Source organism: Catenuloplanes japonicus (genome assembly GCF_000717135.1).
Classification (GTDB): Bacteria; Actinomycetota; Actinomycetes; order Mycobacteriales; family Micromonosporaceae; genus Catenuloplanes; species Catenuloplanes japonicus.
Window position 1 is genome coordinate 697166 of the sequence record NZ_JNXY01000001.1, and the last position, 16359, is coordinate 713524.

A 16359-nucleotide genomic window follows, 5' to 3' on the forward strand; every position below is an offset into this window, starting at 1 on the left:
CGGATTCAGACTCAGATGAAGCTGACTCGACGCCGGCGGCAGCGGCTTGCCCGCTCCGCCGGCTACGTGGTGTTCGCACTGGTCATCCTGGCCGTGGTGGCCGCAGCGGACTGGGGAACCCTGTCCGAGGCGTTCTTCCGGCTCGACGTCGCCCGGAGCATGTTTCCCGAGGCGATCACCGTCGCACTGCGCAACACGGTCTTCTACACGCTGATGGCGTTCGCCTTCGGCCTCGCGCTCGGGCTCGTGCTCGCGCTCATGCGCCTGTCGTCGGTGCTGCCGTACCGGTGGTTCGCCACCGCCTACATCGAGCTGTTCCGCGGCCTGCCCGCCCTGCTCGTGCTGTTCATGGTCGGCTACGGCGTGCCGCTGGCGTTCCCCGACCGGGAGATTCCCGGCGGCGTCTACGGCTCCGTCACCCTCGGCCTCGGCATCACCGCGGCCGCGTACATGGCGGAGACCATCCGGGCCGGCATCCAGGCCGTCCCCAAGGGCCAGCTCGAGGCGGCCCGCACGCTCGGCATGTCGCACACACGCGCGATGATCTCCATCATCCTGCCGCAGGCGTTCCGGATCGTGATCCCGCCGCTGACCAACGAGATCATCCTGCTGACCAAGGACACCTCCCTGGTGTACGTGCTCGGCGTGACCTCGACCACGATCGAGCTGACCAAGTTCGCCGGCGACGCGCTCAACACGCGCGTCAACCCGACGCCGCTGGTGGTGGCCGGGTTGCTCTACCTCGTGATCACGCTGCCGCTCGGCCAGGTGGTCCGGTACCTGGAACGCCGCGCCGCGAGGGAGAGGTGACACGCGTGTCCACCATCGAGATCAGCAACCTGCACAAGTCCTTCGCGAAACTCGACGTGCTGCGCGGCATCGACCTCTCCGTCGGCACCGGCGAGGTCGTCTGCGTGATCGGCCCGTCCGGCTCCGGCAAGTCCACGCTGCTGCGCTGCGTGAACCTGCTGGAGCAGCCGACGTCCGGCACCGTCCGGGTCGGCGACGTCGAGGTCACCGACCCGGACTGCGACATCGACGGCGTACGCAGGCGGATCGGTATGGTGTTCCAGCAGTTCAATCTGTTCGGCCACCTGACCGTGCGGGAGAACGTGACCATCGCGCAGCGGCGGGTCCTCAAGCGGTCTCGCGCCGAGGCCGATCGCATCGCGCTGCTCAACCTTGAGCGGGTCGGCCTGGCCGACAAGGCCGGCTCCTACCCCGCGCAGCTCTCCGGCGGCCAGCAGCAGCGCGTGGCCATCGCCCGCGCGCTCGCGATGGACCCCCAGCTGATGCTCTTCGACGAGCCGACCAGCGCACTCGACCCCGAACTGGTCGGCGAGGTGCTCGCGGTCATGCGCGGCCTCGCCGCCGAGGGCATGACCATGCTCGTCGTCACCCACGAGATGGCCTTCGCCCGCGAGGTCGCCTCCCGCGTGGTTTTCATGGACGGCGGCGTGGTCGTCGAACAGGGCCCGCCCGCCGAGGTCTTCGGCAACCCCCGCGAGGACCGCACCAAGACGTTCCTCCACCGCGTCCTGGAGCCGACCAGCGTCAGCGAGTCCGAGATCGGCGCGCACCTGTCGGAGTGATCGCGTTGTGGCACCCCGGTTCCCGGGGTGCCACACGTTCGTTCTCCTGCATCGGCCGTCAGGCCATGGACCTTCACGGCGTCACGCGGCCCTCACTGCCGGGCCGACCGCGTCCGTCGTCAGCATCTGCCGCGTCGCGCCGCGGCTTCGCCGTTCATCGGTACCCCCTCATGCCGGTGGTCCTTTGGGGATCTAGCTAAGCGGGGTAAAGTCCGGTTATGCTGACGCGGTGCCCCACCGGCCGGTCCCTGTGGTGCCGGCGCGCCCAGACCTCTCCGTTCCCCCGCCGAGCTCGCGGGCCGGCACCGGGACGGCCGGCGTCACCGCGGTCCAGAGGGCGCACCATTTTCCGACGAAAGGAACGCCGATGTCCCGAAAGCGTTGGTGGACGGCGGTCGCCACGGCCGCACTCGTCACGACCACGGTCTCCGCGGCGCCCGCGTCCGCGCGGAGCGGGGACCCGCTGCGCGGGGTCGAGTGGCAGAGCCTGGACGGCAGCGGAAACAACAAGGACCGTCCGGACTGGGGCAAGGCGGCGACCGAATATCCACGGGTCGCGCCGGCCCGCTACACCGACGGGGTGGGAGCGATGGTCGGCGGACCGTCTCCCCGGTACGTCAGCAATCGCATCTTCAACGACGCCGGGCAGCAGCTCTACAGCGAGCGTGGCCTGAGCCAGTGGGCCCAGGTGTGGGCGCAGTTCGTCACCCATACCGTCGGCCTGCGCGTCGACGGTGCGGACCCGCTGACCATTCCTTTCGACACCGCCGATCCGCTGGAGAACGTCACGGCCACCGTGCCGGTCGTGCCCGCCGGGCGTAGCCAGGTCGTGCCCGGCTCGGGCGTCACCGCCCCGCGCGAACCGTTGAACGTCAACAGCGCGTACGTCGACGCCTTCGCCGTCTACGGAGGTAGCGCGCAGCGGCTGGAGTGGATGCGTGAGGGCCCGGTCGACGGCGACCTCGGCAACAACGGGGCCCGGCTGATGATGCCGGGCAACCTGCTCCCGCGCCGGGACGCGCGAGGCGACGCCGCCTCCGCACCCGCTGTGGACTCGCCCGGCGTCCGTCTGCTCGAGAAGGGAGTGGTGGCCGGCGACATCAGGGCGGGCGAGAACCTCGGGCTCACCGCCGTGCAGACCCTGCTGGCCCGGGAACACAACAGGATCGTGGACGCGCTGCCGTCCGCGCTGGCGGAGGAGACCAAGTTCCAGGTCGCCCGGCGCGTCGTGATCGCGCTGGAGCAGTACATCACCTATCAGGAGTTCCTGCCCGCGATGGGCGTGCGGCTGGCCCCGTACCGCGGTTACCGGCCGGCCGTGAATCCGGGGACCGGCAACGAGTTCATCACGGTGGGGTTCCGGGCGCACAGCATGGCGCGCGGTGACTTCTCCGTCGAGGTCGCCGAGGACCGCTACTCACCGGCGGAACTCGACGCCTTCCGCGCACGCGGGCTCGTGGTCGTGGCCGGCGGCGGCACGGTGACGGTGACCGTGCCGCCGTCGGTCGCGGCGTTCAACCCGGAACTCGTCGGTGAGCTCGGGCTCGGGCCGCTGCTGCAAGGCCTGACGCAGCGGCCGGAGGCGAAGAACGACGAACTGGTCGGCGACCTCACCCGCAACATCAGACTGGAGCGGCCGGTCGGATGTCATCTCCCCGAGGCGGGCTGCCAGGTCGCGATCTTCGACGTCTCCGCGATCGACGTCGCCCGGGGACGCGATCACGGGATGCCGGGCTACAACGAGATGCGCGAGACGTACGGCCTGGCACCGAAGACCACCTTCACGTCGATCACCGGAGAACGCAGCGACGCGTTCCCGAGCGACCCGGAACTGACCCCCGGCGACGAGATCAACGACCCGGACAGCCTCGACTTCGTCCGGGTCCTCGACGACAGGGGCAACCCGGTGCCGCCCGGCAGCGAGCGGGCGGTGACCGGTGAACGGCGCACGACTCTGGCCGCCAGGCTCAAGGCCGTGTACGGCACGACCGCGGAACTGGACGCCTTCACCGGCGTCTTCTCCGAGCCGCACGTGCCCGGCAGCGAACTCGGGGAGCTGCAGCTGGCGATGTGGAAGCGGCAGTTCGAGGCGACGCGCGACGGCGACCGCTTCTTCTACCTGAACGACCCGGTGCTCCTGAGCATTCGCCAGCGCTTCGGCATCGACTATCAGAGGTCGCTCGCGGAGCTCATCGCGCTCAACACCGACGTGGGATGCGCGCAGCTACCGCACGACGTCTTCTTCACCGGCCGGCGGTGAGGTCTCACGTGTCTCACGGTGCCGGAAGCGACCCGGAGACACGCCGTACTCGCGCCGGAACGCGGCCGAGAAGCTGAACTCGGTGGAATAGCCGGTCTGCTGCGCAATGTCGGCCAGCGTCAACTGCGTGGACCGCAGCAGCTCCGCGCCGTGGCCCAGCCGCAACCCGGTGAGATAGGCACCCGGTGCCACGCCGGTCACCGCGGTGAATCTGCGGGAGAAGGCTGCCCGGGACAACCCGGCCAGCGCGCTGAGCTGCTGCACCGTCCACGACGTGGAACCGGCCTCCTGGAGTACGCGCAACACGTGGGCGATGCGCGGATCCGGGGTCGCCGGCCAGTCACCGCGGCCACGCTGGTCGTGCCACAGCCGGAGGAGATGGACCAGCATCAGATCGACGACGGCCGGGAGCGCCACCGCGTTGCCCGGTCGCGAGCCGGCCGCATGCTCGCCGAGGAGATCGGCCAGCATCGGCAACGCCGAGGAGCGGTCGTCGTCCACGGTGAGGGCGATGATGTCCGGCAGGCCGCTGAGCAGGTTGTGCCCGTGCCCTCGATCCAGGTGGTAGCAGCAGGAGACGAAGTCGACATCAAAGGAATCGGGATCCGGCGCCTCGGACGGGCCACCCGGCAGCTCTCCGAAAGCGACAGGAAGATCACTGAAACCATGACGGCGCCCATGCGGTACGAAGACGACGCTGCCCACTCCCAGCGGGATCGGTGAGTCCCCATCGGGGATGAGCCACGGCGCCCCTCGCCGGACAACATGCAGTCCCACGCCTCTGATCGCCGGGAAACGGACGCCCCACGCCCCGGCATAGCGGTTACGCCGGGCCACCGCGCGGCCGGCCCTCGCGGTGGCGACCACATCGTCGATGACGTCCATCGCGGCGATGGTACGCCAGGCCCGTGAAGACAAAGCCGTATCTACGCGAGAGGGCAGAGCATGGCCCGCCGTCCGCGTCCCCTGCTGGAATACCAGTGGCAGTGCATCGTCGATATCGATGGAGGTTTCATGGGTGTGGCAGGCGTGGACGTGAGCCCGTTGGCGCAGGGCGTTCACGAGCTCCGGTTTCAGGGTGTCCGCCAGGCTTACCACGTGGCCGGACAGGGGCCGGTCTGCGTCGCGCATCCCGGCGGGCCCGGTCTGTACTGGTCCTACCTCCGATCCGCGGAGCTGGAGAGCCGGTTCACGGTGGTGTATGTCGAGCCGGTCGGCACCGGCGGGTCCGGCCGGCCCGCCGGCTACGACCTGGCGACGTATGTCCGATTCCTCGGCGCGGTCATAGACCACCTTGGGCAGGAACCGGTCTACCTTCTCGGCCATTCGGCGGGAGGCTTCGTCGCCCAGTCGTACGCCCTGAGCCGGCCGGACCGCGTCGCCGGGCTCATCCTCTACTCCACGGCGCCGACCGCGGGCCCGGATCTCTGGTCCGGCGCGTCGGCCGCCTTGGCTTCCTATCCCGGGAACCACCCCGGCATTCCGGAAGCCCAATCAGTGCCCCAGGCGTTCCAGCGGGCACTCGCGGCCCCTGACGACGCCTCCGTGAGCCGGCTCTTCGCCGAGGCCGTGCCGGTCTACTTCGCCGACTTCTGGGCGCGGCGCGCCGAATTCGCACCCTTCGTGTCCGGGATCAGATTCTTCCGGGAGCCGGCGACGGCATCGGACCCCGTCCCGTTCGACACACGAGAGACGCTCGGCACGCTGACGATGCCCACCGTGATCATCACCGGCCGCCACGACTTCCTCTGCGGCCCCCGGTTGGGCGAGTTCCTGGCCGAGCACATCCCGCACGCGCGGATGACGTTCCTCGAGCACAGCGGCCACTTCGGACACGTCGAGGAGCCTGCCGCCTTCGGCAACGCCGCCGCACGGATCCTGCACCCGTAGCGCGCTGTCCCTCGCCGCCGGTTCGTCGAGGCCGGGCTATGCGATGGTCTGCAGGTGGGAGACGCCGTTGTACTCGGCGAGCGTCAGTTTCCCGTCCCGGGCGACGTATCGGGTGAGGGAGGTGTTGGCCACCGGGCCGGCGGCGATGATGCCGGCGATGTCGTCGAAGGTGAGGTCTTCGATCAGCAGGCGGAGCATCAGCACGACCGCGTCGTGGGCGACGACCCACAGCCGCTGACCCGCGTACCGGGACGCCGCCTCGGCCGGCCAGGGACGCAAGCGCGCCACGACGTCACCGAACGACTCGCCACCCGGTGGCCGCCAGCCGAACTCGCCGTCGCGCTGCCGCCGGGCGTCCTCCTCGGGGAACCGCGCCGTGATCGCCGCCGGTGTGAGCAGTTCCAGAACGCCCATGTGCCGGTCTTCGAGGCGGGCGTCGGTGACCGCGGCGGGCAGACCGGGTGCGGCATCGCGCGCCGCCTCCCAGGTCCGCACGGCGCGCACGTAGGGCGAACACACCACCGCGTCAGGACGGTGGGCCGCGCCCGTGCCCGCCAGCCAGGCACCGAGCGCGGTCGCCTGGGTCCGGCCGAGCGGGGACAGCGTCACGTCCGCGTCCCGGCCGGTGATGCCGCTGTCGATCGACCCGGCGGACATCGCGGCGGCGAAGGCCGCGTTCGCCACGCTCTGCCCGTGCCGGACCAGGACGAGTTCCCGCACCGCGTGCCCTCCCTCGCGGTCGTCGCTGCCGCAGCGCTCCGGCCTCAGACGCTACCGCGAGGCGACGCAGGGATCACCGACATGATCATCGAGAACGGTCCGGCCGGACCAGCAGACCACCGTCGCGGTGGCGATCCCATCGCATCCGGGTTTGCGGCAGGCGTGTGAGGGCACGCCTGCCGAAAATCCGGATGCGGTGGTGTCCACTGTGGTCGCCGAGCCGGTAGGGTTTGCTCGATGTCCATCCGTGTTTCGAAGGCCGCGCGGTCGGGGGATGAACGGTCCGCCGCGCCGGAGGGTAGAACCGCCGAAGGCCGTCGTTTGCCGCCCCCACGTGAACTGTCGCTGGCCGGGCTCGTCGCGAAGGGCGCGTTCGCCCCGCGAGCCGCCGATGACCTGGTGCGTGCCGCCGTGCGTGGTCCCGGACGCCCGCTCGACGGCGCCGTCCGGCAGGAGATGGAAGAACGGCTGGGCGCGCCGTTCGACGACGTCCGGGTGCACGACGACGCGGCCGCACGGCTTTCGGCAACGATGCTTGACGCTCGCGCGTACACCTCCGGACGGCATGTCGTGCTCAGCGAGCCGAACCCGGACCGCGAGACGCTCGCCCACGAACTCACCCATGTCGTCCAGCAGCGGCGGGGCCCGGTGGCCGGCACCGCGACCGCGGGAGTGCACCTCAGCGATCCGGCCGACCGGTTCGAGCGCGCGGCCGAGTCAACCGCGGCCGGGCATGAGCAGCGAGCCGAACCCGTGTCGGGCGACAACGCCGGCGGCCTGCTCCCGGTGCAGCGAACCATCCAGGTGAAGGGGATCGGGCCGAGTGCCACCGTGCATCCCCTGTACCAGCACCTGTCGCCTGAGGACAGCATGTGGCAACAGGTTCTCGATGTGCTCAGAATTGATCCGGAGCTGGCGGACGCCAACTGGTGGCATGACCTGATCGAAGACTCGAGAATGTCTCTGGCCATCTATATTGATCAGGGGATGGATCCGGATGATGTTCGCTATGCGGCCGTCATAAAAGACGCGGTGCTGAACCACCTGGGGGGCGTCAAGCAGCAGGGGGACGACTGGTCCACGAAGATGGTGCAGGCGGTGACCCTGTGGGATTACCGGCAGATCCCAACCCTGTACTCCTCGGTCGTGGAGATCGAGTCGCATCGCCCTGGGCAGAGCATCCGGATCGAACGGCCCTATGCGAAGTACATGAATTCGTATCGGCGTAGTCTTGTCCGTCAGTTGGTGGAGGAAGCGGAGACGATCCTGCGGGTGACCTCGGGCGCTGCTGCGGATTTGATCGGAATTGCTCTGGGGAGAACCGGGCTATCGCCCGAATTTGTGGCCCTGGCCGGCGAGTTGCAGAGGCTGCTGGATAATTTCGGCAATCTAAGTGACCGGCCGGACTATATCGCTCGCCTGGCGACCATCCGCAATGTGCTGGATCGGGCGCTCGATTGGTTCGACGCTACCCGACTCACGATCCAGAAGATGCCGGGAGGCAATGAAGGCCATGTGGAAGGCCTGGCGTCCGCGCCGGCCGATGGCTGGTGGCTGCTGACGCCAGACGGTCATACCACGGGCAGCCGGTCGTCGATCGAGAGTGACCCAGACGCCATGCGCCCGAATCTGGCGGCATGGAGGGAGAAGAGTTTCGGGCCCTGGGCCCGTCGGATAGCGCCGGCCGCGACTGGATTCGAGACCACCCGGCCCGCGGCCCCTGGGCGTTACTCCCCGATCTCGCTTCGGATGTCGACGGATCGCATCCGGGCGGATGATTATTCCGGTGCGTTCCATTCGTTGGTGCACGAGATCACGCATGCGACATCTTCCACAAGGGATATCCTCTACAGCGACCAGCCGGGGTTCAACCGGCTCAGTCCCGATGAGCACGTCGCCAATGCCGATAGCTACGCGGTTATCCTGCAGAAGATGCGGAAATTCTATATGGCGCAGCTTGTCCAAAAGGGCGGGAGCGTGCCTTTCCTGGGCCATCCAGGAATGCCGCTCAATAATGCACCCTATGAGCAGGGCTGATCCTGGTCCTCACCGGTCGGGCCGGCTCCGGCTCGCCCGCGGGGGCCTCCACCGGCGTGACCGGCTCGGCGAGCCTCTCCGTGAATACCAGGCCCTGACGGCACCTGCGGTATCCGCGGCTCCGAGCGTCCCGAGCCGGTCGCCGTCCGGCCGTGGGGCGGGTCAGGCTCGGTGGGTCAGGGTCGCGCCGGTCCAGAAGTCCTCCAGCTCGACGGTCATGGAGATGTGCTCGACCGCGCAGGTGTAGCCGCTGACCTCCAGGCCCTGCACCCTGAGCGGCACCGTGGCCGGGCCCGGGACGGTGCCGTCGAAGCTGATCAGGTAGTCGCTCGTCCGGAGGGACGACGCGGTCCGGTGAATCTCCAGGGTCGACTCCTCGTTCGTGCAGACGGCGTCCACCGCGGCGCTGACCCGGGCCGAGATCGTGGTGGCGTTCGCATCCAGGTTCACGTCCACCTCCAGGAAGGTGACGGTGGCGGTGGTGCCGTTCCACCTGATTTTGGTCGCCTCGGGCACGAAGTGCGCGTCCGCGGCGGCTGATGCGGCGGTGGAGTCACCGAGCAGCAGCGCCGCGGCGGCCGCCACGGACGACCCGATACGGGCCGGCGTCCTCGTCATGAATAGCATCTTGCCCCTTTTTGAAAAGAACGAAAGGCGGCGACTGGTGTCGCACCAATCGCCGCCTTCGTCACGCAATTGTCGTCAGGTCAGCCGGACGATTCGTCCGGACGCTCGATCAGAACTCTTCGAAGTCCACCGGGATGTCGTTGTTGTTCTGGTCCTTGGCGCCGCCGGACTCGCCGTTCACGACCGTGAAGTCCTTGGTCGTGCCGTTGACGTCCAGCCGCAGCGTCTCGAACCCGATGCGAAGGGTGGAGACGCCGTTCAGATTGGCGGCCGCGACCCGGAACGTGACGTCGATGTCGACGTCGACGGTGTTCGACTCCTCGAAGGTCTGCTTCAGGACGCTCCGGCTGGCGTCCGCCTTGAAGCGGGCACCCCACACGCTGAAGCCCGCCGAGTACGGCAGGTTGTAGACGTTGTAGATGGCCTTGTAGTCGTGGGTCCTGATCTTGCCCTTGATGGTTCCTTCGAGGTCAAAGCCCTGCGACTGGATCACGACGTTCTTGAAGCTGCTGAAGCCGTGGAAGGCGGTCACGGTCTCGGCGGCCGCGGAATTGCCGGTCCGGCTGTCGGGAAGCACGATGGTGAAGCCATCGCTGGTGACATTGATGATCGACAGTTCGGACGAACCGGTGGCGGCGCTGGCCGGGCCGGCGGCAACCAGAGTCCCGCCCGCCAATGCCAGCACACTGGCGGTGACTGCCACTACGTGCCGGACTTTCCCTACGCGAGAGCGCATTTAGACCCCTTCAAGTCTAGGGCACGGCAATTGTGCTTCACAGATAAATAAATCTGCGAAGCGGCTGCCGTCGATTGCCTTAAACCTAATAGTGAGTACGACCGATGTCTATGCCTCACATTTGCGTAAGTCCACTGTGCTCGCTCGTTCGGAAGCTATTCCCATGACGGTCAAGATCATCTATAAATGCGGGATCCGGTCGCCGTGCGCCGATCTGGGAAGATCGTCCGATTCGGCCGGACGCAATCTCCGGAGTTGGCAAGGTTCGCCCTATCGGTCGGGTCTCATCATCCTTCGGCCCGAATTCTGCGATTAAGGCATGCGGCCGGCGCGGCGGGCTCTGCTCCGGTGTCAGGATCCGGACAGTCGAATGTGGACGCTCAGGCTTCCGGCAAACGATTTCTTGTGCCTGCGAAGCGATGCAGGCCCGATCCGGTGCCGGGCTGCGGGCCGCGCACGTGCCGCCGACCCCCGCCCACCACGCCGGATGCGGTCCCGGCGCCCGCCGGACCCGGCGAAGCGGGACACCGCCTCACGCTGCCGAAACTGCTCCACGCCGCACCCGGTAAGGAGATCCGCTTCGAGCAGCGGGACCGGGACAGCTACGCGGACCTGGAGCGAGGCCGGGCCGACATCGCCCTGTCCGTGCTGCGCCCGTCGGCTCCGCTGCGATGGAGCAGCTGTTCACCGACGACGTGGTCTGCGTGGTCGACCGCGACCATCCGGTCCGGGACCGTTTCTCGCTGACCGAGTACGTGGCCGCCCGCCACGTGACCGTCAACGTGGTGTCGCAGGAACAGCCGATGATCGAGCACTGGCCGCAGAACCTGGGCCACAACCGGATCGCCGCGGTACGGGTCACCTACTTCACCGCGGCGGTGCACGCGGTGCGTGGCACCGCCCTCGTGGCCACGCTTCCCCGGCGTCTCGTCGAGCACCAGGCCGAGAATGATCCGCGGCTGCGGATGGTCGCTCGGGCGCCGGCGTTGCCAGGCGAGCCGCAGGAGCGGGGTGCCGTCGGCCTCGACGCGCAGGTTCGCGAGGACGCGGCCGGCGAAGGCGCGCGCCTCCGCGTCGGTGATCTGCCGGTCGGCGTCGGGGTCAAGGCCGGTCAGCGCATCGGGGGCGACGATGATCCCGGGGGACAGGCCGATCTCGATGCCGATCGTTCCCGGCGCTGGTGTCAGGTACGCCGCGTGCGGGTAGGCGTCGAGCGGGTGCGCCGACGCCGGCGCCGCGGGCAGCAGCACGCCGATCGCCGGCAGAAGCGCGCGCCTGGGCCTGCATCGGGCGAGGTCGATGACAGACAGATCGAACATGGCCGCAAAGGTGCCGGTCCGCCAGGCCGCCTACCAACGCGGTTCGCGGATGCGTCCCATGCGCGATGCGGATGGCGGCGGCGCTCCCGCATCAGGTGCTGTACCGCGTCGCCCAGAGCGCGACGTCGATCCGGCTGCGGAGGTCGAGCCTCCGTCTGATGCCGGCCAGATGGCTGGCCACCGTCCGCTCGCTGATGTCGAGCCTCGCGGCGATCTGCGCGTTGGTCAGGCCGTCGGCCACGTACCGCACGATCTGCTGCTGCCGGGCGGTGAGTGAGCCGGCCGGCATCGTGTCGTGGACGGCGTACCCCTTGAGCTCCGTCATGGTGAGGGCGCGGCCCAGATCGGCGGCGGCCAGGGCGGCCGCCGGTCCGAGGGCACGCTCCGCGGCGCGCATCACCGCCGACAGTTGTGCGTCCCGGAACCCGTTGCGTTGATAGCCGATGCCGGTCAGGCCGGCCGCCAGCGTCAGGGCACGTGCATGCCGGCCCTGGCGCTCCGCGAGGAACGCGAGGCACTGGAGCGCGCCGACGACAGCGTGGTGGTGATGAAAGCGGCCGGACAGCACGGCGGTGAGGTACTCGGCGGCCGTCGCGTCGTCGCCCTGCGCGATCGCCACGTCCGCGGCCGTGGACAGCAGGAACGCGGCCCAGTGGTTGGCGAAGCGGTCGGCCATCGGCAGCGTGAGGTCTGCGTCGTCGTCGTGCAGCGCGAGCGCTTCGGTGACCGCGTCCTGGGCGGCCTCGGTATCGCCGCGGCCGATCAGCAACGAGGCCTGGATGGTGAGGACGCGGCCGAGCGAGCCGTGGTCACGGTTCGCGCGAAGCCGGCCGAGCAGTGCGGTGCCGACGTCGATTCCCCCGGCGAGGTCGCCGTTGATCCCACGCGCGATCATGACGCTGATCAGCGCCGCCGTCAGCATTTGAGGATCGTCGGCCGACCGTGCGAGCGCCTCGGCGTCGTCCGCGTGCCGGGTCGCCGCCTCCAGGTCGCCGAGCCGGCCTGCGTTGACCGAGGTTATCCACGCGGCGCAGGCCCGGTCCGCGGCCGACGCCCGGGGGTCGCCGGCCAGACCGGCGAGCAGCAGGCTGGACTCGGCCAGCTGCTGGCGCATGCTGAGCAGGTTCCCCAGCAGCAGCACGAGCGTGGGATGACGGGCGTGACCGAGCGTCTCGGCGACGTCCACCGCGTACCGGACGTTGTCCATCTCGTCGGCCATCTGATTGTCCTGCGCGGTGAAGGCGCTTCCCCAGGAGGTCACGGACAGCCGCCGCTCGAACGTCGCCAGCCACTCGATCAGCCCGGACTGCGCCGCCAGCAGGTCGTCCCCGGCCAGCATCTCCCGGCCGAATGAGCGCAGCGACTCCAGGATCCGGAACCGGCCGGGCGACGCGACGACCATCGACGTGCGGGCGAGGCCGGCGAGGAGCGCCCACAGCCGCGTTTCGGTCAGCCCCAGGTCCGCGGTGACGGCGGCGGCGGTGTGCCGATCGAAGCCGCCGGGCAGGATGCAGAGGCGTGCGTACACCACCTTGGCGGTGTCGTCGAGCCGGTCGTAGCTCCACCGGATGGCGGAGCGGAGGCTGCGGTGCCGGTCGGTGAGCAGGTCGAGGGGTGCGGCCAGACGGGCCTGCAACTCGTCCGGCGCGAGGAGGTCGCTCTGCCGCGCGGCCAGTTCGACGGCCAGCGGCAGACGGTCGAGCGCCTCGCAGATGCCGGCGATGACGTCGGCCCACCCGTCGACGTCGAAGTCCGGCTTGACGTCGCGGGCACGGGCGGCGAACAGCCGGACCACGTCCGCGCCGCGCGCCTCGCCGGGGCGCCGGCCGGGAGAGGGCAGCGGCGCCAGCGGCATGACCGTCTCGCCCGCGGCGTGCATCGCCTCCCGGGTCGTCGTGAGCACGCGCAGGTGCGGCACCGCCGCGCGCAGGTCCGCGACGAAGCGGGCCACCGCCTCGATGAGGTGCTCGCAGTTGTCCAGCACGAGCAGCAGCGGGCCTGCCTTGGCGGCCTCGGCGGCGACGTGCCGGGCCTCCCGCCCGGCGTGGGCCGGACCCGCCGCGGCGATCACCGCCGGGCCGATGAGCCACTCGCGGGTCACCACGGTGAGATCCACCCACCAGACGCCCGCGGGGAAGGCCGGTTGGATGCGATGGGCGGTTTCCAGGGCGAGCCGCGTCTTGCCGACGCCGGCCGGACCCACCAGGCTCACCACCGGCGAGCGGATCAGCAGGACGGGCAGGTCGGCGAGTTCGCGCAGACGGCCGACGAAGAGGTCGGCACTGGGCGGCAGGCCGGCCGGGCGCGCCTCGGGCACCGATGCTGTGCCCGGCGCCGTCGCGAGGGCGTCGCCCTGGCCGAACTGCCGATGCAGGGTCGACGCGGGCATGCCGAGCACGTCGGCCAGCGCCCGCCAGCTCAGGCCGCGCGCCCGCGCGAGCTCCACCGCGGCCCGGAGACCCTCGCCCGCAGCCCGCTGCGCCTCGGCGAACGACGCCACCATCGCCACCGGATCGCCCGAGGCGAGCCCCGCCGCCGTTCCGGCCGCCATCAGCCGCCGCACTGCCGATTCGGCGTCCCCGGCCCGGCCGTCGTTCTGCACCATGCTCCTTCACGGTCACCGGCGGGTCTCTGCGCCCGCGCGTCGCGCGGCGTTCAGACGCGCGAGCGCCACAGCCGATCGGTGGCGATCCGTGCGCCGTCGCGCATCGCCTCGAGTTTCGCCCAGACGACGGTCGGCACCACCGCGCTCATGCCCGCGACCGGCCCGAACCCGCAGTCGGTGCCGGCGACGACGTTCTCCCGGCCCACCACCCCCGCATACTGGACCAGGCGCTGCGCCACCACCTGAGGATGCTCCACGACGTTGCTGCCGATGTCGATGACGCCCGGGATAAGATACGTGCCCTCCGGCAGCTTGACATCCTCGAACACCTGCCATTCGTGGGCGTGGCGGGCGTTCGCCGCCATGAGCATCACGCCGGCCGGCTTCGCCGCGAGCAGCAGATCGACGATGTCGTGCAGTCCGACATCGGTGGTCCGGGGCAGTTCGCCGCCACCCCAGCAGACGTGCATGCGCACGGCCTCGGCCGGAATGCCGGACAGCGCGTGATTCAGCGCTTCGACCCGCATCTGTACGTGCCGCCGGAAGTCCTTGACCGAATCGAACGCCGGGGCGCTCATCGCCAGGTCCGGGCAGTCCACCTGCAGCACGAACCCGGCGGCGTGGATCGCCTCGTACTCGGTGCGCATCGCCTCGGCGAGCGCGGTGAGGTAGTCCTCCTCCGTCGCGTAGTGCCGGTTGGGGGTTGACTGCGCGATCAGGCCCGGCGACGCGGAGCTCAGGAACGCCGTCGTCGTCCCGGCCGCCGACGCGGCCACCCGCAGGGTGTCGATATCAGCCTGCAAAGGGGCATGCCCCACGTACGACACCGGCCCCTCGCAGGCACGCAGCCGTATGCCCGCGGCCGGTGCCATCACGGTCGCGAGCCGTTCGGCGAAGTCCGGGAAATCGCGGATCGCCACCGCCATCCAGCCGGTGGCCTCCTCTATCGAAACGCCCTCGACGAATCCGGTCAGCCGCTCGGTCGCGTACGTGAAGTAGGCGGCCTTGCCGAATTCGCCGTCATTGAGGATGTCGACGCCGGCCGCCGCCTGCCGGCGGGCGACCTCCTCGACCGCCGACCGCACCCGGTCGCGCAGCCTGGTCTCGTCGACATCTGCGCCGGCCTCCCTGGCCATGACCAGGCTCAGCAAATCTTCCGGCCGCGGCAGGCTACCGGCATGAGTGGTCGTAATACGGTCTAGCAATGTTTCTTCCCTTCCTTGCCGCCCCTATTCTCAGGGCGCATTGAACAATTCGGCGTGCGGTAACGAAAGGATCTTCAATTGCCATTCATTGTGGCAGGAGTGATCGATTCTTCATATCCGCACATGAAGCAACACGCATCGCTGAGAATGCCCGTGCGCACGGTGACGACGGCGTTCGGCGCCGCACCTCGGGCGGTGGTGCCGCCGCTCGGGCTGTCCCATTTCGGGACACGCCGGCCTGTGACGCGTACGACATGGTGCGGCTCCGGGGTTGCACCTGACGCCGACGTCAATTTGTAGCGTCGGGGCATGTATCGCCTATCGACACTTGTCATCGTCGCGCTGCTCGCGCTGGCCGTCGGGCCCGCGTCGGCCGCTGCCGCCGGCCCCGGCCCGTATGCACCGCTCGACCGCCCCGGGCCACGCCTGTCCGTGCCCACCGCCGATCTGCGTGCGGCCGTGCGGTGCACGCCGTCCGCGTACGACGCGGACCGGGAGGTCGCCCTTCTCGTGCCGGGCACCGGCGTCGGCGCCGCCGAGTCGTTCTCCTGGAACTGGTTCGCGGCGCTGGACCGGATCGGTCACCCGTACTGCGCGGTCACGCTGCCGGGCGCCTCCGTCGGCGACGTGCAGGTCTCCGCGGAGTACGTCGTGCATGCGATCCGCCATGCCCATCGGATCAGCGGCCGGCGGATCGCGGTGATCGGCGCCAGCCAGGGCGGCCTGAGCCCCCGCTTCGCGCTGCGGTTCTGGCCGGACCTGCGGCCGATGGTCGCCGACTACGTCGGCCTGGCGGCGGTCAACCACGGCAGCACGCAGAACGATCTGCTGTTCGCGGACGGCGGGCCCGCGTTCGGCCTGCAGCTGAGGACGGCGTCCGCGTTCGTCGAGGCGACGAACTCGCGGGCGGAGACGTTCCCCGGGATCGCGTACACCTCGCTGTCGACCACGTTCGACCAGTTCGTCACCCCGACCGGCACGACCGACCTGCGCGGACCGGCCGGGCGGGTCGCGAACGTCCTGCTCCAGCAGGTGTGCCCGGACAACACCGCCGACCACATCGAGATCGGCACCGTGGACCCGGTGGCGTTCGCGCTGACGATGAACGCGATCACCCGGCCCGGTCCCGCGGACCCGCGCGCGCTGCCGGCCGGCGTGTGCGACGAGACGCTCATGCCCGGGGCCGACCCGGACACCGTCGCGACCGAGTTGGCGACGTTCCTCGCCACCGCCATGGCGGCCATCGGCGCGGCCCCGGTGCTTCCGGCGGAGCCGGCGCTGCGGCCGTACGTCTACGCCGGCCGGTAAGCCGTACCGCGTGCGACGTAGCCGGCGTGGCTCCCGCGGGCCAGGGGTGTTGACAGGGGC

At 69.8% G+C, this 16359-nt stretch carries 13 protein-coding genes; 7 read left to right on the forward strand and 6 right to left on the reverse strand.

Translation table 11 applies throughout. The features are described 5' to 3' along the window. Nucleotides 1–15: 15 nt before the first annotated feature. The 3 genes from OP04_RS03275 to OP04_RS03285 all read left to right on the forward strand — a co-directional run bounded on the left by OP04_RS03275 (nucleotide 16) and on the right by OP04_RS03285 (nucleotide 3852). Nucleotides 16–810: an amino acid ABC transporter permease gene (locus OP04_RS03275; RefSeq protein ID WP_033337811.1), complete on the forward strand. Its 795-nt coding sequence runs from the start codon at nucleotides 16–18 to the stop codon at nucleotides 808–810. A gap of 5 nt (nucleotides 811–815) precedes the next feature. Continuing rightward, complete coding sequence (locus OP04_RS03280) at nucleotides 816–1592, forward strand: amino acid ABC transporter ATP-binding protein (protein ID WP_033338111.1); 777 nt, start codon at nucleotides 816–818, stop codon at nucleotides 1590–1592. Nucleotides 1593–1959: 367 nt separating this feature from the next. After that, nucleotides 1960–3852 carry a peroxidase family protein gene (locus OP04_RS03285; protein WP_051797001.1) on the forward strand — a complete coding sequence of 631 codons (1893 nt, stop codon included), beginning with the start codon at nucleotides 1960–1962 and terminating at the stop codon, nucleotides 3850–3852. Here OP04_RS03285 and OP04_RS03290 read toward each other — a convergent pair. Then, a complete protein-coding gene (locus OP04_RS03290; RefSeq protein ID WP_198153669.1) occupies nucleotides 3817–4950 on the reverse strand; it encodes an AraC family transcriptional regulator in 1134 nt (377 codons plus the stop codon). The genes OP04_RS03285 and OP04_RS03290 overlap by 36 nt on opposite strands. On the opposite strand from OP04_RS03290, the gene OP04_RS03295 reads away from it, so the two are divergent. Further along, nucleotides 4951–5742: an alpha/beta fold hydrolase gene (locus OP04_RS03295; RefSeq protein WP_198153670.1), complete on the forward strand. Its 792-nt coding sequence runs from the start codon at nucleotides 4951–4953 to the stop codon at nucleotides 5740–5742. A gap of 36 nt (nucleotides 5743–5778) precedes the next feature. On the opposite strand, the gene OP04_RS03300 is transcribed toward OP04_RS03295, so the two are convergent. Then, nucleotides 5779–6462 carry a histidine phosphatase family protein gene (locus OP04_RS03300; RefSeq protein ID WP_033337812.1) on the reverse strand — a complete coding sequence of 228 codons (684 nt, stop codon included), beginning with the start codon at nucleotides 6460–6462 and terminating at the stop codon, nucleotides 5779–5781. Nucleotides 6463–6699: 237 nt separating this feature from the next. On the opposite strand from OP04_RS03300, the gene OP04_RS49095 reads away from it, so the two are divergent. Then, entirely contained in the window at nucleotides 6700–8499 is a 1800-nt protein-coding gene (locus tag OP04_RS49095; RefSeq protein ID WP_085066168.1) for an eCIS core domain-containing protein, read from the forward strand. Nucleotides 8500–8661: 162 nt separating this feature from the next. Here OP04_RS49095 and OP04_RS03310 read toward each other — a convergent pair whose 3' ends face one another. After that, the gene (locus OP04_RS03310) at nucleotides 8662–9117 is read right to left on the reverse strand and encodes a hypothetical protein (protein ID WP_157239180.1); all 456 of its coding nucleotides are present in this window, start codon (nucleotides 9115–9117) and stop codon (nucleotides 8662–8664) included. 118 nt (nucleotides 9118–9235) lie between these two features. Beyond that, nucleotides 9236–9829: a hypothetical protein gene (locus tag OP04_RS03315; protein ID WP_157239182.1), complete on the reverse strand. Its 594-nt coding sequence runs from the start codon at nucleotides 9827–9829 to the stop codon at nucleotides 9236–9238. Between the two features lie 704 nt (nucleotides 9830–10533). Here OP04_RS03315 and OP04_RS56750 point away from each other — a divergent pair. Then, entirely contained in the window at nucleotides 10534–11340 is an 807-nt protein-coding gene (locus OP04_RS56750) for a LysR substrate-binding domain-containing protein (protein ID WP_157239185.1), read from the forward strand. Here the strand turns inward: OP04_RS56750 and OP04_RS03325 are convergent. Together OP04_RS03325 and OP04_RS03330 are read right to left on the reverse strand one after the other, a co-directional pair. Beyond that, entirely contained in the window at nucleotides 11273–13786 is a 2514-nt protein-coding gene (locus OP04_RS03325) for an ATP-binding protein (RefSeq protein ID WP_033337816.1), read from the reverse strand. The genes OP04_RS56750 and OP04_RS03325 overlap by 68 nt on opposite strands. 50 nt (nucleotides 13787–13836) lie before the next feature. Beyond that, the gene (locus OP04_RS03330; RefSeq protein ID WP_033337817.1) at nucleotides 13837–14991 is read right to left on the reverse strand and encodes a cobalamin-independent methionine synthase II family protein; all 1155 of its coding nucleotides are present in this window, start codon (nucleotides 14989–14991) and stop codon (nucleotides 13837–13839) included. A 309-nt stretch (nucleotides 14992–15300) separates the two neighbouring features. On the opposite strand from OP04_RS03330, the gene OP04_RS03335 reads away from it, so the two are divergent. Next, a complete protein-coding gene (locus OP04_RS03335) occupies nucleotides 15301–16299 on the forward strand; it encodes an esterase/lipase family protein (RefSeq protein ID WP_033337818.1) in 999 nt (332 codons plus the stop codon). Nucleotides 16300–16359 lie beyond the last annotated feature (60 nt).